This is a genomic window from Hymenobacter pini (genome assembly GCF_020421205.1).
Taxonomy (GTDB): Bacteria; Bacteroidota; Bacteroidia; order Cytophagales; family Hymenobacteraceae; genus Hymenobacter; species Hymenobacter pini.
The window spans coordinates 524,050-544,466 of record NZ_JAIZZH010000003.1; the positions used below are offsets into that span (position 1 = coordinate 524,050).

Here is a 20,417-nt window from a genome sequence, read left to right on the forward strand (position 1 = left end):
TGCGGGTACGGGTGAAGCGGCGAAGGTACTAGGTTACTGGGGCAGCAGGCGCCGCAACGGGCTGTTGGGTTTCAGAAAGGGCTTGAGCTCCGCATAGGTAAACGTCACCGGGAAGCTGCCCCGCAACACTTTCCACACAAAATTGGATAAGCCGTCATACGAAACCGGATGGTCGAACACGAGCCCATCGGTGCCAATAGTGTATTCCTGCGTGCTGCCCAGATTAAACTCCTGACTCAGCACCCCGGCCTGGTCCTCGGCAGATAGAAAATCACCCTGCCCGGCTACGCACTCCTTGGCTTTTACCGCCAGTTTGCGTTGCCCCAGCGCCAGAAACTTGGGCAGCAACTCCGGCTTTAGCTCATCGGCCAGTTGTATCGGGAAGCCCGTTACCAGATCTAGGTTGTACGTTTTGCTGTCGTACCACACGCTGGCTCCCAAGCCTTCGGTTTCGGCGGTGAGACTAAGCAGGCCCCGGGCGTTGTAGTTGACCGAATAATCGGCACTTTGGATGCCGCTGTGCTCGGCCAGCTGCTGCCGCAACCCGGCTACATCATCGTTGGTCAGGTTTTGCATGGAAAACCAATGCGCCAGCAACCGGGTCACACCCGCATCAGGCACCGTTACTACCGGTACTCGGAACGACTGCAGGTACATTTTTGGGGTGATGTGCGCCACTAAGCCAGCCGGACGGGCGGCCCCGCCCACGCGCCAAAGCTTCACGGGCAGCAACGTGGTACCGGAGGCATTGAACCACTGGCCAAGCACTTCCGGCTCGTTAGCCTGGCCTAGACCTATAGTAAACCAGCCCGTAGCCTCCGCCGCCGTCGAGGTGTTTTCGCGCAGTTCCAAAGCCTGGGTGGGCACACTGGGCCGGGTGAAGCCCTTCAACTCTAGTGGCTGGCCCTTGGATAAGTAGTAGTAGGAACCTGTCAGCAGCGTATCTGCTTCACCCGGGCTAAGTTGCAGTCGGATGGCGTATTTGCCCCCAATCTGTCCTTCATATGTACCAGTCAGCGCCTGCAGCCTGGCCACTTGCTCGACTCGTAGGTTTGTCCAGGCGTCTTGGGCTTCAGCTACCGACTGACTTACCAGTAATGCCAACAGCAGGGCAGCTCCCGCTTTCTTATTCAGATTCATACAACCTTGCCCTAACACTGCCACTCCCTACCCCGGCAGCGCCGCCACGCACTTCAGCTCAATGGCAATGGGCGTGGGCAGGCAATTCACCTCCACGGTAGTGCGGCAGGGCTGGTTGGTCTGGAAATACTCGGCGTAGAGGCGGTTGTAGGTGGCGAAGTCGTCGCGCATGTTGGTGAGGTACACCGTCACGTCCACCAGGTCTTCCCAGCGGGCTCCGGCGTCTTCCAGAATGTAGCGCACGTTCTGGAACACGGCGTGGCACTGGCTTTCGAAGTCGTAGCGCAGGATATTGCCGTCCTCATCCAGCTCCACGCCGGGCACATGCTTCTGCCCCCGCTGGCGCGGCCCCACGCCCGAGAGAAACAACAGGTTGCCGGCGCGCCGGGCGTGCGGGTACAGGCCCACTGGCTCGGGGGCACGGCCAGAATGGTGGGCAGCGGAAGTTACGTCAGGTTGCATAGCGTCAAATCTACCGAAAACCCGTTCTTTTCGTACCATCCGGAAACTGTGCCGTAGGCTGGTGCGGTTGTTGTGCCAACCGGTGCTCCGGCTCACCTCTTCCTACCTGCTATGAAACACGTGTTCCGCTATTTGCCGCTGGTGGCCCTGCTGGGCCTAGCAGCCCCCGCCGCTGCCCAAAAGCTGAAATACCCCAAAGCTCCGGCTGCCTCCGAAATTTATGATGCCGTGGAAAAGCCGGCCGTGCCGGTGGGCGGCGTGGAAGCGTACGCGCAGTATCTGGCCGATAACCAGCAATACCCCACGGCCGCGCTGCAGGCGGGGGCGCAGGGCACGGTCACCGTGTCGTTTGTGGTGGAGAAAACCGGCTCCATCTCCAACGTGGCCGTGGCCCAGCCCCTCAACCCGGCGCTGGATGCTGAGGCTATTCGACTCATCAAAGGCGGCCCGCGCTGGACGCCCGCCCAGCACCGCGGCGGCGTGGTTCGCCAGCGTGTATCGGTGCCCATTGCATTTGAAATTCCGGCTGAATCCGGCGCAGGCACCACCGCTACGGCCGCCCCTGGAGCGGCTACTGGCCCCGTTACCCAAGTGGTAAAACCCGACCAGCCGGCCCGGCCGGTAGGCGGCACCGATGTCTTTTTCGAGTGGATTCAGCAAAACCAGAAATACCCCGCCCTGGCCCGCCAGAAGAAAGTGCAGGGCCGGGTAATGATGGAGTTTGTGGTGCAGAAAGACGGCTCCCTCACCGACATCAAACCCGTTAAGCGCCTCGGGGCCGGCCTCGATGAAGAGGCCATTCGGCTTATCAAGACCGCACCCAAATGGCAGCCCGCTACCTACCAAGGGCAACCCATGAAGCAAAAGATGGTGTTGCCGGTTGTATTTACGCTGTAGCGCGTACTGCCGCTGTCATTAAGTATTTTCCGCTTTCATCCGTCGGCCTGTTTACCTGAGCTGATGTACTACCGGGCCGGGTTATCTCCGGCCGGCTTTCCTTCCCGCTATGTTGTCGCCCCTACCCCTGCTTGCTGCTCCGCCCGTTGCCTTTGGCACCCCGCTTCCTCTGCCGGATAGCTTTTCCATCTGGCCCTACCAGGCGCGGTTTCGACAAGCAGCGCAGCTTATTGCCAACGGGGTGTTTGAGGCGCTTGATGAGGACCTGGACCCCTATGTGCTACTACTAGCCCTGCCTGTAAACGACACGGACCAGGACGAGCCCGCTACCGTTTGCCTGGAGCCGGCCGACTGCGGCCTGGATGGGCAAGCCTTCACGGAGGCCCGGGCGCGGGGACGCTACTACCAGATGCTGCAGCCTTGGTCGTTGCCCGATGCCGAGTTTATGAGTGAGGAGATGGTGCAGCGCAAGCAAACGGCCCTGGGCCTGCGCCTGGCCGTGCAGGAGGTATTCGATGATTTACCAGTGGGCAAGTACCTGTACTTTGCCGGGCCGGGTGTGCGCATTCAACAGCACTTTGTAATGCCCGTTCTGCGCCTCAACCGCAAGCCCGCCCAGGCCTACCCCACCCTCCAAAAAAACCGTTACTACACCGACGGCCGCTTCCTGTCCTACTCCTTGTTGATGTCGGCCATCCTGCGCTTCCACGAGGAGTGCTACAAGTCCTTGACGGAGCCGGAGCCCGGCTCGGGCTTACTGGTACGCCCCCGCGACACCGACGAAATCATCCGCTCGGCCGGCAAGCTGTTCATGGACACGCCCGCCCAGGATTTGGGCATGAACCCGGCCACGGCCAAGCTGTTTGCCACCTGTAACACCATTTCCTCGCTGCGCTACGAAGGCGCCGAGGGCATTGGCAAGCTGCTGCTGGCCCGGCGCGGGCACCCTAATCTCTCGGAGGTATTCGCCCTCACCTGCCCTACTCCGCTCACCGACTACCGGGCCGTGCGCAAGCTGCTGGAGATGACCACCTCGGATGTGAGTTTGCTGGCCGACGGTGAAAACGTGTACGCCCTGGGCCGGCAGGTAGGCCAGTACGACGCCTCCCGGGAAGATCTGTTTGTTATCAACTTCGTGACGCACTACGCCTGGGAGTTTCAGCACGGCGGGCAGGTGCTCATGCGCGCCCATTATGGCCTGCCCAGCCTGCCCCGCACCCGCCTCAACCGGGCCCGGTTCCGCCGCGACCTGAAGCACACCTTCCAACTCACCGACAACGTCAAGATTGAGCGCTTGTGGGATGTGGTAGTGGAAGCCAGCCGCCAAAAGCATGGCACCCTGCTGGTCATCACCACCGAAGCCCTGGCCGAAGCCGACCGCCTCAAGCTGCAATGCACGCTCATCGAGCCGGTTCCGCTCACCCCGCTCATCACCCGCCTCGTTACGGCCATCGATGGGGCCGTACTCCTCGACCCCGACAGCTACTGCTACTCCATCGGCGTGATTCTGGACGGTAAAGCGTCGGGCCACGGCACCAGTACCCGCGGAGCCCGCTATAACTCCGCCATTCGGTACGTTGAGAGTTCCCCCTACCCCTGCCTGGCTATTGTAGTAAGCGAAGATGGCCTAGTAGATGTCATCACCAAGGAAAGCTTGCGGGAGGAGTAAGCGGTGAGGTAGCCACAAGTTGATAGTGAAGAAACAACTGCCATCCTGAGCGCAGCGAAGGAGCTTCGTTGCGCTCAGGATGACAGTTGTTTTATCGCTTAGCCCGGAACGACCAGGTGATACGGAAGGTAGCCACGGTATCACCGGCAGCATCAGTGCCCACGCTGGTACACACCACGGTGCGGCCTTCACCGGTGGCCCGGCTTTCGGCAATGGCCTGCCCGATGGCGGCGCCATTGGTGCTGGTGAAGCGAATGAGACCTACCGCCTTCTTGATAAACTCCGCTTCCAGACCCGTTACCAGCATAGACACCGGCGGGCCGGCCTGCACATGCATCATAGCCAGCAGGCCACTAGCCATTTCGGCGGCCATGCTCAGGCAGGCGAAGTAGATGCTGCGAAAGGGGTTTTGGGTGAGGTACTTATAGGGCACCGTTACAGTGGCGCGCTCCACCGTCAACTCGGCCACACGCAGCCCGGCCAGATAGGCCATGGGCAGCCGCTGCAACATGAATAGCTTCAGCTTCAGCGGATTACTAATGTCGCGGCGAAATTTCTCCAGGCGGGCAGTATCGGCAGCGGCGGTGGTGGGCGTAGTGGTCATGGCAGGATGGGTTGGGCTGTTGCAATGAACGAAAAATACTCGGCATGCTGAGTATTTTCACACTCGCTTTCTTTTCTATCAGTTCACCAAAATGCACAACGGCCCCGCGCCAGATGTGACACGGGGCCGTTGGTACAGCAATAATGAGGCGCAGAGCTTAGCTTTTCTTCTCCATCACCAACACCACTTTGTTGAAGTTAGCGGAGGCATTTACCACGCCCCGGAACGCCTCAAAATCCGACTTAGGCCAGCGAATCTGGCGGTAGTACTCGCGGATGGTCACGGTGACCTTCTGGCCCTGCTGCTCGTAGCTGGATTTGAACAGGTACTCGGGGCCGTTGGTGGTGGGGCCGGCCTGCACGTCCATGTTCAGGTCCTGCAGGTTGCGGATTTGGTAGCCGGCCGGTACCTCGAAGGTAATGGTGCGGTTGTAGCGGCGGTTAAACTCGTTTTCCACGTCGAACTGCCGCTGCTCGGTCTGGTACAGCTCCGACTGCGGCCCCAGCAGCGTACCTACTTTGAACAGGTACTTCGGCCCCGCCCTGTCCAGCAGCGCCACCGACTCTACGGTAGCATCCAAGATGAATGGCTTTTCCAGCGGGTTGAGGCCGGTTTCGGTGTTGGTGGCCGTTAGCTTCATGAAGCTGGCATCAGGCACGTTGCTCTTGATGATTTCCTGCAGCACTTCGGGGCGCTTGTCCTCCGGAATCAGGGCATACACCGGCTGAATCTGCTGGGCGCTGTAGCCGCCCAGGGTTTCGCGGATGGTCACGGTGCTTTTGTCCAGATTGGGCGCAAACTGCACGGCAATATCCAGGTCGTTGGGGCTTTGGTCGGCGGTGAGCGTCGGAATCTGCCCGATCTTGCCCACGGCGGTTTCGGTGGAGCCCAGTTGCACCCGGCGCACAAACAACCCTTTGTTATCGGTCCACTCGGCCGGAATCAGAGGCAGGCGGTAATCGGGGCGGCCGGGAGCCAGCCACTGCTTGGTAGCGGGGAAGTAGAAAACCGGGTGGTCGAGGTAGTTCCAGGTATCGAAAGCCTCATCGAAGGGCGCTTCGGTCCGGTCGTTGGTGAGCACCAGCTCGTGCGCAATGTTCAGGCGGCTCATTAGGGCCGCAAACAGGCGGGCGAAGCCGGTTTCGGAGGCCGTGCGGGCAGCAATAACGCGCGTGAGGTTTTCGCCGCCCCCGTCGCTGAGCCGGAAGTTGGTTTTGAGGTAGTTCTCCAGGGCGGGCAAGGGCTGCGCGGCGGGCAGGTTCATCTGCTTCAGCAGCTTATCCACGGCCTTCAGCTCGTCCTTGTCCCAGTTGTACACGCGGCCGTACAGAAACTGGCTGGCGTCGGCCCAGGTGAACAGGCGGGTGCGGCCCCGGTTGGCGCTATAGGCAAACTTGTACTCAATGCGCTGGCGCTGGGCCTGCATGTTGGCAAAACCCTCCTCGCGCAGAGCCGACACATCGTGCAGCAGTACCCGGCTAACGCGCTTCTCGTTAATCACCGTATCGCGCACCAGGCCGCCGGGGTAACGCTGCAGCTCAAATGTGAGGGCCTCGGGCGTAATCAACTCTACGTGCAGGTCGCGTACGGGCACCTCGCTCTGCAGGTAAAAGCGGCCGAAGTAGTTGATGGGCTTCTCACGGGTGAAGAAATACTCGATTTCGCTGCCCTTCTCCACTCCTTCCACGGCAAACACCTTGTAGCCGCGGCTGCCGTCTTCGTCCTTCAGCTCCTTCATGTTGCTTTCCTGCACCTCCACAATCTCGCCGCGGGGGCTGATGGTGCGGGCTTTCAGCGACACAATGCGGCCGCCATCCTGCACGGGCAGGTAAATTTTGTTGAACTGCTCGATACCGTCGGAGGTGTTCACGCGCACAATGCGGTGGTCCACGGAGTACAGGTGCATCTCATTCTTCGCATCCTGGGCAAACTCCTCGGTGCGGAAGTCGCGCAGCACAATGGCGGGCTGCTGGGCCTCCGTGGCCGTAATGGTCATGGGCTTGCGCTTGGCTTCCCAGGTATAGTTGGCGTAGGTGAGCTTGGCCGGCAGGCTTTGGGCTTGCAGGGCGGCCGGCAGCCACAGCAATGCTGCTGCCATCAGCGTCCGGCCATGTTGGGTGAAAGTTGTTGTCACGGGAGGATGATAATACGAATGAGGGATACTGTCATGCCAACCAACGGGAGGAATCCGGGTAACCCATTTGGAGGCTACCCCAGATTCCTTCCATTGGTCAGAACGACAACCTAGACCTTTTTGCGCTTCAGGATGAGAGCGTCGCGGTAGGCGGCGTTGAGCTTGTCCACCACGCCGTTCCACTTGCCGAACTGGGCGGGTTCCAGCATCAGGTAGTTCACGTACACTTCCTTTTCCTGAATGATGCGGTTGCCCTTGCGCTCGTAACGGATAGAGAATCCCAGCACGTCGTCGCGGCCTTCGGAGTTGGTGGGCAGGTAGGTTACCTCGTAGCCGGCAGGCACCTCAAACTCGGTGCGGGTACGGGTGGTGTGGTAGAACTCGTTGGTGCGGGCCAGGGTGCGCTTGGCAGGGTCGAGGCGGTCGGTGGCGTAGCTTTGGTTGAGGTTCAGGTTCACGTACACTTCGTCGTCGAGACGCTGCACATAATCCTGCAGGCGGTACTCATAGTCCACCGTCAGGGGCTGGTCGCGGGCGTCGAGGTGGCGCACGGCGTACTTATCCACGAAGAACTTGTTGTTGCCGCGCTCCACCAAGTTTTTCACTGATTTAGCCTCATCAGTCGGATTCAGCCCATCCAAGGCATACGACTGCTGCACCTTGCTGTAGCCACTCAGCGCTAGGCGGCCAGTGCCGCGCAGGCCCGTATTGCCGTCCAGCACCACTACCGAACTATCTACGGTGCGGCTGAGCTGACGCTCCATCACCGGCACCGGTACCACCTTGCAGTTCTTACCATCCAGGGCCAGCAGCGCATCTTTGCCCTGAATCATGGACGATGGCATGCCGTAGGGCGTGTATTTACTGGTGGCATCCAGGAACACGTACTTGCCAGGGCTGGCCTCGTAGGTAGTAATCATGTGATTGTCCACGCCGGGTGTGGCCAGGTCGGCGTAGTGGTAGGGCAGGTCGCGGGTGCCAATCCAGGTGCGGTATGATTTGATGCCGGCCATGCGCAGCATCTCGTGCAGCAGGTTGGCCATGTCCTTACAGTCGCCGTAGCGGCTGGCGTACACCTTGCCGGCGTCGTGCGGAATAAAGCCGCGCAGCCCATTTTCGAAGGCAATGTAGCGCACATGGTCCTGCACCCAATAGTAGATGCGGGCCACCTTCTCGGGCTCGGTGCGGGCGCCTACGCTCAGGGAGTCTACCACCCGGCGCAGGGCCGGGGCTTCCTGCTTGTCCAGGTTGGCCACGAAGCCGGAGTACAGGTTATACAGCTCGGGCACGCCGCCCAGCAGCTTCCGCGACTGGCCGTTCACCTGGGCTTCTTCCAGGAAATACACCAGGTGCGGCACGTAGTAGCTGGTTTCCGGGGCGTCGGACTCGCGCTTGGCAGCGGGCACGTTTTCGGCCGTCCAGCGGTACGTAACGGTGTTGCCTTTCTCCTGCCGGGCCTGGGCCACCATACCGGCCGGAATGTTGAACTGCTTGGTATTGAGCTTGACGGTCCGCGGGGCGGTAATTACCAGCTCGGCGTGGCGGATGGGCACGTAGCTGGCAAAGTAGAACGGGTTGAGAAAGCGCGCATCAGGGTGGCGCACAGTGTAGTCGCACACGGTGCGCACGCCGGGGGCCACGGCCGGGTAGGTAAAGCTGGTGACGCGGGCATCATCGAAGAAAATGCCCGGCCGGATTTCAAACTTATCCTTGAAGTCCGTCACCTTCACCGCCTTGTAGCTGTTGGTGGCGGGTAGCAGCGTCTGGGCTTCAATCTTCTGCAGGCGGTTGAAATGGGAGCTGTACACCTGATCAGGAGCGTACATATCCGACTGCGCGGCCAGGTGCAGCATATCGTAGTGGTGGCGGGCCAGCACCTGCACCGAGTCGCCCTTGAGTTCCACGGTAATTTCCTCGCGATAGTCGAGGTATACGGCTTTTTCGGTGGGGTACTGCTGCTTGAGCTGCATGAGCTGCTGCAGCGGCTGCTGGGCGCGGGCCGCGGAACCGGCCCCGAGCAGCCACCCTAGCAGCCCGGCCACCAGGGCAAGGTTAGCGCGCTTCATAGATATGCGTATTCCAGTAAGTGTCGGTGCGTAGGGCCTTGCCCTGGGCGTCGTAGTACACGGTGGGGCCGGCTTTTTCGCCGCAGCGGTAGGTTTCTTCCCGCTCCAGGGTGCCATCGGGGCGGTAGTAGCGGCTGCGGCCGTGCAGCTCATCGAAGGCGTAAGCTTCTTCTTCCTGCACCTTGCCGTTGGGGTAGTAGGTGGTGACAATACCCGCCAACAGACCATCGGCCGTGTTCTGGGCGCGGCGGTATACCTGACCGGTGCTGTAGTAGTAGGTGCGGGCCCCGCTGAGCATACCTTTCTGGTAGGTTTCGGTGGCGGCGGGCTTGCCGTTGGCAAAGGTGGTGCTGATGACATCAACGGGCTTCAGCTCACCCGTAGCAGCTTTGGCATCGGCACCGGGGCCGCGGTGGCCCAGCAGCTCGCCATTGGCGTAGCTTTTTTCCAGCACCAGCTCGCCCAGCATGTTGTACAGGCGCAGGGGGCCGTCCAGCTCGTCGTCGGCGTACGTGGATAGGCGTTCCAGCTGGCCGTTCTCGAAGTACGACAGCCACTCGCCGGTAAAGTCGCCGGCGCGGTAGGAGCCTTTGCGCTGGAGCACCCCCGAGGCGTAATAGGTTTTCCACTCCCCTTCCCGCTTGCCGTCCCGGTACTGGCCTTCCTCGATAAGCTTGCCCGTAACGGGATGATACACGCGGTAGGGCCCCTGGCGCTTGCCCATCTCGTTGCTCACCAGGATTTCGGCTTTGCCGTTGGGCAGCAGCCATTTTTCCTCGCCCTGGTTGTCGTAGCATTGCCAGCTGCTCACCACGCGGGGCTTGCCGTTGGGGTAGCTCAGCGTCACGTTGCGGGAATCGGGCTGCACCTGAATGCGGTCCATCACCCGGCCCGTGGAGTCGAAGGTCATCACCGTCAGGTCGCGGCCGTATTCTACCCACCGCTCCTGGGTAAGTTGGCCCGCGGGGGTATAGCTGCGGGTTTGGCCGTGCAGCGCACCACCAGCCAGGTTGTATTCCTCGCTTAGCCGGCCGGTGGGATAGTATTGCCGCCAGGTACCGGCCTGCTCACCCTCATTATAAAACCCCGCCCGCCGCAGCTGGCCGTGCCCGTAAAAGGTTTCCGACAGGCCATTGAGTTGGTCGTTCTGGTACTGATTGCGCTGGGTTACGCGGCCGTTGCTGGCGTAGAATTCTTCTTTGCCTTCCTGCTTGCCCTGTTTGTACTGCCGGAGCGTGGTAAGGCTGCCGTTGCGCCGATACCACTGCCAGTCGCCCTGCATCTTCCCATCCAGGTACGTGCCGGCGAAGCGTACTGAACCATCGGCCCGCAGCGCCTTTACCTCGGTGCGGCCTTTTTTGGCTACGGCCTGCTGGCTGAGCTGCTTGCCAGTAGCGGGGTCGTAGTTGGTAAACTTCACTACCCGACCCTGCGCGTACTCCAGCTCGCTCAGCAAGCGGCCCTGGTTGTCGTAGTTTTTGAAAGCACCGTGCAGCTCACCGGCAGCGTCAAAGTTTTTCTCTTCGCTGAGCTTGCCGTTTTCTGAGAAACGCTGCCACCGGCCCACAAACTTGCCGTGGTCGTAGCGGCCGGTGTTGGCGGGCTTGCCGTTCTGGTAAAAATCCTGGTAGTCGCCGTGCAGCTCATCCTGCTCGTAAGTGCCTTTGCGCTCCAGCGTTTTATCGGGATAAAACACCTCGAAGGGCCCCTGGCGCTTGTCGGCCGCGTAGGTATACGTGGCTTCGGGCGTACCGTCGGGGTAGAAGTTGAAGGCTTGCCCGTGTAGTTTGTCGGTTTGGTATGTGGCGCGGCGCTGGAGCTTGCCGTTGGTGTAGAAAAACTGTACCTCACCAGTAGCGTCGCCATTCACGTACGAGCGCACCTCGCGCACCTCACCGCAGTAGTGGTAGATTTTGGCCGTGCCTACAATCTGGCCGGCCTTATAGGCACCATCCACGGATAGCGCCCCATTGTCGTGGTATTCCACGTAGCGGCCGTCGAGGCGGCCTTCGGCGTCGTAGTTGGTTTCCTTGGAAAGCTGGCTGTTGTCATGATATTCGCGCCAGCGGCCGGTGCGCTTCCCATCCGCCGTAAAGGTACCGTCCTTCACCACGGCGCCTTCCTTGTCAATAAACAGCCAAGGCCCCGATAGGATTTCCAGCTCGCCGTTTTTGGTGGTTCCTTCGCCAATACCCTGCAGGGTGCCTTCGTGGAACCACGCTTTGCGGCGGGCTCCCTCGGGCTGGCCAGCTACTTGCTGCTGGTTACGCAGGCTCACTAACGCCCGTGCCACGGCCTGGCTCATGCGGTCTACCTTGCTTTTATTGCCATTCACCCACTTGGCAGCGCTTTTATCGTCAGCGGAGTACAGAATTAGGTTGGTGAAGGCTACCAGGTTGTCGTCTTGGCGCAGGGCTTCTACCACGGGGCCGTAGGTGCGGAGCCAGAGGTCCGTTTCGTTGGAACCGGCAGCCGGAAATTTCTCTACCAGCAGCTGTGTCTGCTTCACCACGGCGGCATTGAACTTCACCTTCGACTTATAGTCGGGGCGCAGGGCTACTTTGGAGGTAATCAGCAGGTCGAGGTCCTGGAATGCGTCGTTGTTGACAAAGGGTTTTTCGCGTTCCTTCTCGTCTATTTCCAGGGAGTTGTTCGAGAGCCGTTCGGCCATCACTAAGGCTTCCTGGCTTTTCTCCCCATCCGGATTCAGGGCCAAGTAGGTAAGCAGGCTGATGAGCGCCCGAGACGTCTGGCCCTGCTCCATGGCCAGCCACGCCAGCTGGTAGTGCGTGCCAGGGTGCGAGGGTTTCAGCTCCAGGCTGCGCTGCCAGCTTGCCAGGGCAGCGGGGCGCTTTTTAAGCGCATCGTAGCTCACGCCCTGGTTGAACCACAGCAGCTGGTTGTAGGGAAAACGCTTCAGCCCATCGGCGTAGGCCTGAAAGGTTTCGGGCTCGTGCTTCAGGTTTTCTTCGGCCTCAGCCAGAATGTAGTACGGCTGCGAGCTATACTCTTTCAGGGCAATGGCGCGGCGGCTGGCTTCCACCGCTTCCTTATACTGCTTGTTGGCCAGGTATGAAAGCGCCAGCTCGCCCTGAATACCCGCGTACCCCGAATCGGAGGAGGGTACCAGCAGATACTGCCGGATGGCGGCGGCGTATTCACCTTTGTCGTGGAGGGCAATGGCCTCGGGTAAAATCCGGGCAGTGGTGGGCAGCGTGGCGGGCTGCTCCTGGCCGTACGCGGCAGCGGCAGCGCTGGCCCACAGGCTCAGCAGCATACCGTACGTAGAAATGCGCATTAGAATAAACTAGAATAAAAACACTTCATCCGCCCGCGCGCCCATGCGGCCGGGCCATGATAGTTCCTACAAGTATACCGGATTTGCTCGGCTTGAAAAAGTACTATGCGCCTAGCTCGACCCTATTTTTTTCGAGGGGCTTTATTGGGTTGTATCGGAGCCGGCGCGGACCGGACTTCCAATTCCTTGTACCCATACGTGGGGTCGGTTTCGCGGCGAAAATTCAGCTCGGGCAGCTCACCCACTACCACTTCCAAGGTAGTATACACGCGGTTGCCGGCCAGCAGGTGACCACCCACGGTGCGGCCCGTGGAATCGGCTACGGACAGATGCAGGTGGCTGCCGTTTATTGACAGCGTGCCTACCAACGAAACCACCTCAAAATGCCCTTGGTACACGGTGGGGCCCTCCTGGTTGGCCAGCCGCAGCGTGGCGGTAGTAAGGCTACCTACTGCCGAGAGTATGCAGGCAGCGCGCAGCTGGTGCTGCTCCGCAAATGCCTGTAGCTCCTGCCGTACATCCTGCCCCGGCCGCAAACGCAGGGCGTAGGCACGCATAGAAGACGAAGCCGATGAGCCGGGAGCAGACATGGGAGTAGAAGTTGACTGGGCGCTGGCCAAACCCGCCGCCAGCATCATGAATAATATAGGTACAATACAACGCCGCATACGCAAAGGACGTGAACCGGCAGCAGGTATAAAAGCAAACCCGCCCGGCTCATCCGAGCCGGGCGGGTTGTCGTAAGATAACATTACTACTTACCGATTGAAGCTTACGTTGCCGTACCGCACCTTAATGTTTACGTTGCCCGCATTACGCGCAGGCACGGCACCAAATGAACCCTGCAGGTCGCTGGAGCCCGCCGCCGTTTCCTCCGATTCCATCTTTACCAGCTTCTTGTCTACCAGCAGCTGGCCGTGCTCGGTGTTTACGTCGAAATCGAAGGCTGCACCATCGGGGAAGTTGAGCAGAATGGTGCTGTAGCTGCCGTCGAGGTTTACCTGCCGGAAGTTGCGGCCGGTATTGCGCACCTCAAAGGCAGGGCAGTACTGGAGCTTCATATCCAACTGGTTGCTGAGTTTATCGATGCTGAATTTGGAGTAGCCCGAACTGCCGCGCAGGTTGCGCACCGTGCCCAAAGCTACGTCGCCGTACTTGCTGTGCACCGTCAGGTCCTGCACCGTGCCAATGTCAATATCGGAGGAGTTGTTGCGCAGGTCAATGGTACCTCCATCCGTGAGGCGCAGCTTCGAGTACGACGCATCCACCACCATGCGGCCGGCGTAGGGCACCGAGCACTGAGCGTTGCACAGGCGCACTGTGTTGCGGGCTCCTTCCAGCCGGGCCGTGCGCAGTGAGCCGTACTCCACGGCTAGCTCCGTTACGCCGCTTACGTCGCTGGTCAGGCTGATTTCGCCGAAGGTATTATGCAGGGCCAGCGGGGTGTTTTTCGGTACCCACACTGTATAATTTACCTCGTAGAGCTTGGTACGGCTCCAACACTCCCGGGGCATGACCCCAAAGCGCGACCGAACTGCAATGCCACCCGTGGCAGGGTCTTTGGCCAGCAGCTGCACCTGAATCATGTCTTGCAGCTGTTGGGCTTTTTCTTCAGTTTCGGCCCGGGTAATCACGTCCACATCCGTCCGGATTTCGGCGCGGTTCCACACGTTCACCTGCACGCGGCCGTAGCGCGTATCCAGCGTGTAGAGCTTCGTGGCGCTGGCCGGAAAGGTGCGGCTGATTTTGCGCACTTTCTCCACGGCCGGCGTGGGCTGCGCCTCGTCCTGGGGGCCTTGGCCACCTTGGCGCGCTTCGGGCGTACCCTGGTCGGAGCCGGGCAGGCCCTGCCCCATTGGCTCACAGAAGTACGCCGCGGCTACTTCGGGACCGGTAGCGGGCAGCTGCGCCTGGGTGCTCAGCGCAGTTATGCACAGCCAGCCAGCCAGTAAGCCAACCCTATTAAAGGTCATTAGAGGACGACGCATACGTTAGGGAATCCGGCGGCTGTCGGCCACCATGTACGGTTGGCTATGATAGTCCCGAATTCGCTCCCGGGTATGCAGCTGCTGCGTCAGAAGCTCCAGCCGAATCTGCATGTTGCGGTTCATAGCTTCCAGCACCACATCGGGCTCGGGGTTGCGGTACAACTCGGTTTTGAGCTGCTGGTAGGTGGAATCCAAGGCTACCAATTCCTGCTGCCAGTCGGCTTTGGGGGCGCTACCCACCGTTTCGGCGGCTACTTCGCGTAGCTCCTGCTGGCGCTCGGCAATTTGCGTGGCATAGTAGGATTCCATCCGCTGCACGGCGCTGGCCAAGCGTTGCTCGGGGCCGGTAGCGGCCGGAGTAGCCGTCAGCACCGGGCCGTTGTAAAAGTCATGGTCGGGCTCAGCGGGAGTTGCCATCGACAGGGCCGGCTGGCCGGCGCGCGTCCAGATGGTGGCTTCGGTGCGGTGTTGCCAGAACCAGGTGCTCACTAGCATCAGGGCAGCTACGGCCGCGGCTACGCCGTAGGGCCGGGCTGAGCGGATAGCCGCTGTATCTGGGGCGGCGGCCGGGGTTAAGGGGGCCGTTTCGGCGGCCGGGAACAGGGGCACTACCCGCAGAGGGGCAGGCTCTTCCTCAACCGGCTCAGCACCTAGCTCCAAATCCAGGGCAATATCATCCCAGAGGTCCGGGCGCGGCTCAAACGCGTCGAAGTCGGCGCGGTGGCGTTCCACAAAGGCTTCCAGTCCGGTTTTCTTCTCGTTCATGTCAGGTGGTGGTACTAGGGCGTTGCTGATTGGGGCAGGCTGATTGGCAGATGGGGTGGCTCAGCGCAAAAGGTGCTGGACAAACAGGCAACGCAAAGGACGGTGGTGATTACTTCTGTAAGAGAAACTAGCGGCTATAAGCCGTGCTGCCGGGCCAGTTCCAGCAGCTTCTTGCGGGCCCGGCTGTACTGCGACTTCGACGTGGACTCGGTGATATTGAGGATGCCGGCAATTTCGGCGTGGTCGTAGCCCTCCAGCAGGTACAGCGAGAGTACTACGCGGTAGCCGTCGGGGAGTTCCTGCACGCAGCGGCGCACCACATCGGCCCGCCAGCTCAGCTCCTCTCCGTCCAGGCTACCCACCGAGTCGGTTTCGGGGGCGGCCCCATCGTGCTGCTCGGCCAGTGGCACCAGCTGCAGGCGCCGGTTGCGCAGGCAGTTAATGCTTTTGTTGATGACGATACGCTTGAGCCAGGAGCCAAACGACGAATCACCCTTGTAGCTGTGCAACTCCCGGAACGCACTCAGAAACGACTCCTGCAACACATCCTCCGCCTCGGCATAGTCGCCGGTGATGCGCAGGCTGGCGTTGAACATAGCCTTGGAGTAGCGCTTGTAGATTTCGGCCTGGGCGCGCCGGTCACCCAAGCGGCACCGCTCGACTAGCGGCGCGTTTATGTCAGTGTACGCAAATGCCTCCATTGGTTGCTGTGTTGGCGGGGATTCGGAAACGAGAGAATCGTAAATATCCAACTTTCCGGGGTAAAACGGCTCGGGCTAGTGGGTAAGCAGGTGAAAGACAGCGGGACGCGGGTCGGGGTTGCACTACTTCACCGGCTAACAAGCGGAAGAGGTGTTTTTGTGCCCGGCCGGGTTTTCTCCTGCGCACATGTTTCGCAAGGCAAACGGCCCACCCGGATAACCGAGCGGGCCGTTGCTATTTGAAAGGCTGCAAGTGACGTTATACGTCGAATTTGATGCCCTGGGCCAGCGGAAGTTGGGTGCTATAATTGATGGTGTTAGTCTGGCGACGCATATACACGCGCCAGGCATCGGAACCCGATTCGCGGCCACCGCCGGTTTCCTTCTCGCCCCCGAACGCGCCACCAATTTCGGCCCCGCTGGTGCCGATGTTCACGTTGGCAATGCCGCAGTCGGAACCGGCGTGGCTGAGGAAGGCCTCGGCCTCGCGCATGTTCAAAGTGAAGATGCTTGATGACAAGCCCTGGCGCACGCCATTCTGCACGTCGATGGCGTTTTCCACGCCGCCGCTGTATTTGATGAGGTAAAGGATGGGCGCGAAGGTTTCTTCCTGCACCGTGTGATACTCGTTGCTAGCTTCTACAATGGCAGGCTTCACGTAGGTACCAGTTTCGTAGCCGGCACCGCTCAGCACTTCGCCCCCAATCAGCAGCTTGCCGCCTTCGGCCTGTACGGCTTCCAGCGCTTTGCTGAAGCTGGTTACGGCATCTTTATCAATCAGCGGCCCAACCAGCGTGCCTTCCTGCAGCGGGTGGCCGATGGGCAGCGTGGGATAGATTTTGAGCAGACGGGCCTTCACATCCTCGTAAATAGAGTCGTGGATGATGAGGCGGCGGGTGGTGGTGCAGCGCTGCCCAGCCGTGCCCACGGCGCCAAATACGATGCCCGGCATGGCCAGGCTCAGGTCGGCGTTTTCGGTGAGGATGATGGCATTGTTGCCACCCAGTTCCAGCAGGGCGCGGCCCAAGCGGGCCCCTACCACTTCACCTACCTTCTTACCCATGCGGGTGCTGCCCGTGGCCGATACCAGCGGCACGCGCGTATCAGCAGCCATCTTGGCGCCAATTTCCGCGTCGCCGATAATCAGGTTAAAGATGCCCTCGGGCAACTCGTTTTCGCGCAGTACGTCCTGCAGAATGTGCTGCACGGCTACGGCCGTGAGGGGCGTTTTTTCGGAGGGTTTCCAGATGCAGGTATCCCCGCACACGGCGGCCAGCATGGCGTTCCAGCTCCACACGGCCACCGGGAAGTTGAAGGCCGAGATGATACCGACTACGCCCAGTGGGTGGTACTGCTCGTACATGCGGTGGCCGGGGCGCTCAGAGTGCATGGTGAAGCCGTGCAACTGCCGAGAAAGGCCCACGGCAAAGTCGCAGATGTCAATCATTTCCTGCACTTCGCCGAGGCCTTCCTGCAGGATTTTGCCCATCTCGTAGCTCACCAGCTTGCTCAGTGAGTCTTTGTACTCGCGCAGCTTGTTGCCAATCTGACGCACAATTTCGCCGCGCTTGGGAGCCGGCACCAGCCGCCAGGTTTTGAAGGCTTCCTGGGCTTTCTGCACTACCTGCTCGTAATCGTCAGGCGTGGCCAGGGCTACGGTGCCAATGGTGCGGCCATCGGCGGTGGAGGTAATGGTGCGGGTGTTGCCATTATCGGCGCCGCCCCAGGTGAGGCCGGTGCTCCAGGCGGCGTTATGGGCTTCGAGGCCCAGCTCGCGCAGCACCTGCCGGATGCCGTGGTGGTCGTGGTCCTGTACGTCGGTGCCGGTAGCCACGGCTTCTTCGAGAGCTTGTTTCATGGGAATGAAAACGAGTATGGGTGGGTGGGATGAGAAGTTGAAACTGGTGACGCCGGGGCGCTCAGCAAAGCTAGTAAAACCATTTTGAGCACGCGGCCACTCCGTATCTTTACCTTATGTCCCCCGCTCTCTCCCTCACTCCCCGCCCCGATTTACACGCTTTGGTTGCTCGCTGGGCCGATGATGGCTCTACAGCGCAGCTACAGCAGGATTACACCCATATTCTGGGCGTAGCCCAGGAACACCACCTGGCTAAGTGGCTACTGGATGTGCGCCGCCGCGACCAGTTGAACCCCGAACTGGGCCGCTGGACCACGCACGAGTTTTATCCGCTAGCTGCCGCGAGCCTTGAGCCGCAGCATCTGCGGATTGCCGTGCTCTGCTCCCCGGTGCGGCTGGCGGTGTACGAAGCCGACCCGGCCCAACAGCAGTACCTGGCATACGGCCTGGAGCCCGGCCGTAACTACGACCTGCGCCTGTTTATTGAAGAAGGCGTGGCTATGGAGTGGTTGCTGACTTAAGTGCCATACTTAAATAAAAAGCCCTCCGCTGTAGCAGCGAAGGGCTTTTCAAATTCAGAACAAACCTCAGCTTACTGAGCCTGCCCGATGGGGTAGTAGGCCTTGCGGCCGTCGGGGTACACGCCTTCTACCAGCGCACCTTCCGTTTCCTTGGCGGCTTCGAGGTAGCGCTGCACGTCCTGGGGCTTCTGCACCTTGTTCTTATCGATGCGGGTGATGATGAAGCCGTCGGCAATGCCGGTTTCGCGGAAGTTGGAACTGCGGATGCCGCTGATTTTGGCCCCGCCCTCAATTCCCAGTTTGTTCTGCTCCTGGCGGGTTACCGGAGCCAGCGAAGCTCCCTCGTACTTAATCACCGAGGCTACTTCTTCCCGAATGATATCGGTGGTGCCGGTGGAGTTGCGCAGCGTGGCGCTGGCGGTGTTTTCGCGGCCGTCGCGCAGGTAGGTCACCTTGATTTTGTCGCCGGGGCGGAAGCGGGCCACCTGCTCCTGCAGCTGCGAGGAGGTGTTCACCTTGGCCCCGTTGATTTCCGTGATGATGTCGCCTTCCTTCAGGCCGGCATCAGCCGCCGCGCTGCTTTTGCCCATGCCCATCACATACACGCCGTTCAGGGTGTTCAGTTTCTTCTCGGAAGCCAGCTGGGCATCAACTTCCCGGATTTGCACGCCCAGCAAGGCGCGCTGCACTACTTTGTACTTGAGCAGGTCATCGACCACCTTGCTCACAATGGAGCTGGGCACGGCAAACGAGTAGCCCACGAACGAGCCGGTTTGCGAAGCAATGGCCGAGTTGATGCCAATCAGGTCACCGTTCAGGTTTACCAGCGCGCCGCCCGAGTTACCGGGGTTTACCACGGCATCCGTCTGCAGGAACGATTCTACGCCCATGCCATCTTCACGACGCAGGATGTTGATATTGCGGCCCTTGGCGGAGATGATACCGGCCGTAACGGTGGAATTCAGGTTGAAGGGGTTGCCCACGGCCAACACCCACTCCCCTACCTTCACCTGGTCGGAGTTGCCGTAGCGGATGAACGGCAGGTTGTCGGCTTTCACCTTCAGCAAGGCCAAGTCGGTAGTAGGGTCGGCCCCTACCAGCTCCGCCTGAAACTTGCGCTTGTCGTCCATTACCACCTCAATCTTATCGGCCTTCTCAATTACGTGGTTATTGGTGACGATGTAGCCATTGGCCGCAATGATTACCCCTGAGCCCGAGCCCTGCTGCGGCCCACGCTGGCGGCCCCGGCCCTGATACTGGTCCAGCTCGTCGCCAAAAAACTGCCGCAGGAAAGGATCCATGCGCGACACGTCATCCTGGTTATTTTTCGGGGCGTATTCCGTCATTACGTGCACTACGGCCGGGGTTACGGAAGCAGCAGCGGCCGTGAAGTTGAGACCTTCCGGCACGGTGTAGGTGCTGCTGCGCAGCTCACTGGTGTAGCGCACATTCGGGTCGGCGGCCACAGCCTGCGGCGAGTACGCGCGCTCCGGCTCCAGCAGCTTGTACCCACCAACGGCCACGCCCCCGCCCAAAATAGCGGAACCGAGCAGGCCGAGCATCATTTGTTTTGCTTGCATGGGTAAGAAAGAGGTGAGAATTGAAATGGATGATGACTTGAAAATACAACGGAAACGTGAACAGACCATGAGTGCCACCGGCCTATCGGCGGTAGAAATAGTGCTTTCACTTCTCCTTAACGCCAGATACCGGCTGATTGGTGTCCGGTTGCATGGCCGTTGAAGGAGGAAAAGGGCCCGTTGGTAGATTTTTTGGAAAGTAGCTGCCAATCTGAGCGGTAGCGGCTACACTGAGTAAACAAAAAAGGCACCGTTTCGGGTGCCCTTCTTGTGAATTTGCTAGCGTACCTCAATCTGGTACTTGGTTACTTTCTTGCTATCGAAGGGCAGCTGCAGGCGCAGGATGCCGTTAGTAAGCTCGGCCTGGATGGCCGTTACGTCCACGGTATCGGGCAGGTGGAAGGTACGGGTGAAGCTGCCGTAGCCAGATTCTACGCGGCGGAACTTGGGCGCATCGTCGGCGGCTTCCGGAGCTTTCCGCTCTCCACTCACGGTGAGCTGGCCATCCTGAAAATCAATTTTCACCTCTTCCTTCGCTACGCCGGGCAGCAGCAGGTGCAGCTCGAAACCGGCCGGTCCTTCCAGCACGTCGGCCTGGGGCACGAAGGACTTGATGGGTTGGTTAAGGGCCGGCAGCGTATCGCGCAGCATGTCGTTCAGAACAGAGTTGAAGGCGCGGGCGGGGCGGTTGTTATACAGCAGAGTTGCCATGGTACTATAATAAAGTTTAGAGT

16 protein-coding genes are annotated in these 20,417 nt (G+C 60.3%); 3 read left to right on the forward strand and 13 right to left on the reverse strand.

The features are described from left to right. Nucleotides 1–33: 33 nt before the first annotated feature. Nucleotides 34–1,140, reverse strand: a complete 1,107-nt coding sequence (locus LF252_RS13555) for a hypothetical protein (RefSeq protein WP_226270128.1) — start codon at nucleotides 1,138–1,140, stop codon at nucleotides 34–36. A gap of 27 nt (nucleotides 1,141–1,167) precedes the next feature. Next, nucleotides 1,168–1,602: a RidA family protein gene (locus LF252_RS13560; RefSeq protein WP_226270129.1), complete on the reverse strand. Its 435-nt coding sequence runs from the start codon at nucleotides 1,600–1,602 to the stop codon at nucleotides 1,168–1,170. Between the two features lie 111 nt (nucleotides 1,603–1,713). Here LF252_RS13560 and LF252_RS13565 point away from each other — a divergent pair, with 111 nt between their 5' ends. Then, complete coding sequence (locus LF252_RS13565; protein WP_226270130.1) at nucleotides 1,714–2,499, forward strand: energy transducer TonB; 786 nt, start codon at nucleotides 1,714–1,716, stop codon at nucleotides 2,497–2,499. Between the two features lie 109 nt (nucleotides 2,500–2,608). Further along, nucleotides 2,609–4,168: a DNA integrity scanning protein DisA nucleotide-binding domain protein gene (locus LF252_RS13570; RefSeq protein WP_226270131.1), complete on the forward strand. Its 1,560-nt coding sequence runs from the start codon at nucleotides 2,609–2,611 to the stop codon at nucleotides 4,166–4,168. Nucleotides 4,169–4,259: 91 nt separating this feature from the next. Here LF252_RS13570 and LF252_RS13575 read toward each other — a convergent pair whose 3' ends face one another. The 9 genes from LF252_RS13575 to amaB all read right to left on the reverse strand — a co-directional run bounded on the left by LF252_RS13575 (nucleotide 4,260) and on the right by amaB (nucleotide 17,582). After that, on the reverse strand, nucleotides 4,260–4,772 hold the full coding sequence (locus tag LF252_RS13575) for a DUF4442 domain-containing protein (protein ID WP_226270132.1): 513 nt from the start codon (nucleotides 4,770–4,772) through the stop codon (nucleotides 4,260–4,262). A 157-nt stretch (nucleotides 4,773–4,929) separates the two neighbouring features. Continuing rightward, nucleotides 4,930–6,906 carry a DUF3857 domain-containing protein gene (locus tag LF252_RS13580; RefSeq protein WP_226270133.1) on the reverse strand — a complete coding sequence of 659 codons (1,977 nt, stop codon included), beginning with the start codon at nucleotides 6,904–6,906 and terminating at the stop codon, nucleotides 4,930–4,932. Between the two features lie 110 nt (nucleotides 6,907–7,016). Further along, nucleotides 7,017–8,972 (reverse strand): DUF3857 domain-containing protein, encoded by a 1,956-nt coding sequence (locus LF252_RS13585; RefSeq protein ID WP_226270134.1) that lies wholly within the window; start codon nucleotides 8,970–8,972, stop codon nucleotides 7,017–7,019. Further along, a complete protein-coding gene (locus LF252_RS13590; protein ID WP_226270135.1) occupies nucleotides 8,959–12,270 on the reverse strand; it encodes a toxin-antitoxin system YwqK family antitoxin in 3,312 nt (1,103 codons plus the stop codon). The genes LF252_RS13585 and LF252_RS13590 overlap by 14 nt, the downstream gene beginning before the upstream one ends. A 122-nt stretch (nucleotides 12,271–12,392) precedes the next feature. After that, on the reverse strand, nucleotides 12,393–12,860 hold the full coding sequence (locus LF252_RS13595) for a PPC domain-containing DNA-binding protein (protein WP_226270136.1): 468 nt from the start codon (nucleotides 12,858–12,860) through the stop codon (nucleotides 12,393–12,395). Nucleotides 12,861–13,028: 168 nt separating this feature from the next. Next, the gene (locus LF252_RS13600; RefSeq protein ID WP_226270137.1) at nucleotides 13,029–14,258 is read right to left on the reverse strand and encodes a hypothetical protein; all 1,230 of its coding nucleotides are present in this window, start codon (nucleotides 14,256–14,258) and stop codon (nucleotides 13,029–13,031) included. A 3-nt stretch (nucleotides 14,259–14,261) separates the two neighbouring features. Then, nucleotides 14,262–15,023: a hypothetical protein gene (locus LF252_RS13605; RefSeq protein WP_226270138.1), complete on the reverse strand. Its 762-nt coding sequence runs from the start codon at nucleotides 15,021–15,023 to the stop codon at nucleotides 14,262–14,264. Between the two features lie 134 nt (nucleotides 15,024–15,157). Further along, nucleotides 15,158–15,724, reverse strand: a complete 567-nt coding sequence (locus LF252_RS13610; protein WP_226270139.1) for an RNA polymerase sigma factor — start codon at nucleotides 15,722–15,724, stop codon at nucleotides 15,158–15,160. Nucleotides 15,725–15,983: 259 nt separating this feature from the next. Next, on the reverse strand, nucleotides 15,984–17,582 hold the full coding sequence (gene amaB / locus LF252_RS13615) for an L-piperidine-6-carboxylate dehydrogenase (RefSeq protein WP_226270140.1): 1,599 nt from the start codon (nucleotides 17,580–17,582) through the stop codon (nucleotides 15,984–15,986). A 116-nt stretch (nucleotides 17,583–17,698) separates the two neighbouring features. Between amaB and LF252_RS13620 the strand changes: the two genes are divergently transcribed. Beyond that, nucleotides 17,699–18,103 carry a hypothetical protein gene (locus LF252_RS13620; protein ID WP_226270141.1) on the forward strand — a complete coding sequence of 135 codons (405 nt, stop codon included), beginning with the start codon at nucleotides 17,699–17,701 and terminating at the stop codon, nucleotides 18,101–18,103. A 71-nt stretch (nucleotides 18,104–18,174) separates the two neighbouring features. Here the strand turns inward: LF252_RS13620 and LF252_RS13625 are convergent, their stop codons facing one another. Together LF252_RS13625 and LF252_RS13630 are read right to left on the reverse strand one after the other, a co-directional pair. Then, entirely contained in the window at nucleotides 18,175–19,683 is a 1,509-nt protein-coding gene (locus LF252_RS13625) for a Do family serine endopeptidase (RefSeq protein WP_226270142.1), read from the reverse strand. Between the two features lie 279 nt (nucleotides 19,684–19,962). Further along, nucleotides 19,963–20,394, reverse strand: a complete 432-nt coding sequence (locus tag LF252_RS13630; RefSeq protein WP_226270143.1) for an Hsp20/alpha crystallin family protein — start codon at nucleotides 20,392–20,394, stop codon at nucleotides 19,963–19,965. Nucleotides 20,395–20,417 lie beyond the last annotated feature (23 nt).

Bases quoted from the DNA above. Each gene is read 5' to 3' on its own strand.
- LF252_RS13555 (WP_226270128.1), bottom strand. From the start codon at position 1,140: ATGAATCTGAATAAGAAAGCGGGAGCTGCCCTGCTGTTGGCATTACTG.
- LF252_RS13560 (WP_226270129.1), bottom strand. From the start codon at position 1,602: ATGCAACCTGACGTAACTTCCGCTGCCCACCATTCTGGCCGTGCCCCC.
- LF252_RS13565 (WP_226270130.1), top strand. From the start codon at position 1,714: ATGAAACACGTGTTCCGCTATTTGCCGCTGGTGGCCCTGCTGGGCCTA.
- LF252_RS13570 (WP_226270131.1), top strand. From the start codon at position 2,609: ATGTTGTCGCCCCTACCCCTGCTTGCTGCTCCGCCCGTTGCCTTTGGC.
- LF252_RS13575 (WP_226270132.1), bottom strand. From the start codon at position 4,772: ATGACCACTACGCCCACCACCGCCGCTGCCGATACTGCCCGCCTGGAG.
- LF252_RS13585 (WP_226270134.1), bottom strand. From the start codon at position 8,972: ATGAAGCGCGCTAACCTTGCCCTGGTGGCCGGGCTGCTAGGGTGGCTG.
- LF252_RS13590 (WP_226270135.1), bottom strand. From the start codon at position 12,270: ATGCGCATTTCTACGTACGGTATGCTGCTGAGCCTGTGGGCCAGCGCT.
- LF252_RS13595 (WP_226270136.1), bottom strand. From the start codon at position 12,860: ATGTCTGCTCCCGGCTCATCGGCTTCGTCTTCTATGCGTGCCTACGCC.
- LF252_RS13600 (WP_226270137.1), bottom strand. From the start codon at position 14,258: ATGCGTCGTCCTCTAATGACCTTTAATAGGGTTGGCTTACTGGCTGGC.
- LF252_RS13605 (WP_226270138.1), bottom strand. From the start codon at position 15,023: ATGAACGAGAAGAAAACCGGACTGGAAGCCTTTGTGGAACGCCACCGC.
- LF252_RS13610 (WP_226270139.1), bottom strand. From the start codon at position 15,724: ATGGAGGCATTTGCGTACACTGACATAAACGCGCCGCTAGTCGAGCGG.
- amaB (WP_226270140.1), bottom strand. From the start codon at position 17,582: ATGAAACAAGCTCTCGAAGAAGCCGTGGCTACCGGCACCGACGTACAG.
- LF252_RS13620 (WP_226270141.1), top strand. From the start codon at position 17,699: ATGTCCCCCGCTCTCTCCCTCACTCCCCGCCCCGATTTACACGCTTTG.
- LF252_RS13625 (WP_226270142.1), bottom strand. From the start codon at position 19,683: ATGCAAGCAAAACAAATGATGCTCGGCCTGCTCGGTTCCGCTATTTTG.
- LF252_RS13630 (WP_226270143.1), bottom strand. From the start codon at position 20,394: ATGGCAACTCTGCTGTATAACAACCGCCCCGCCCGCGCCTTCAACTCT.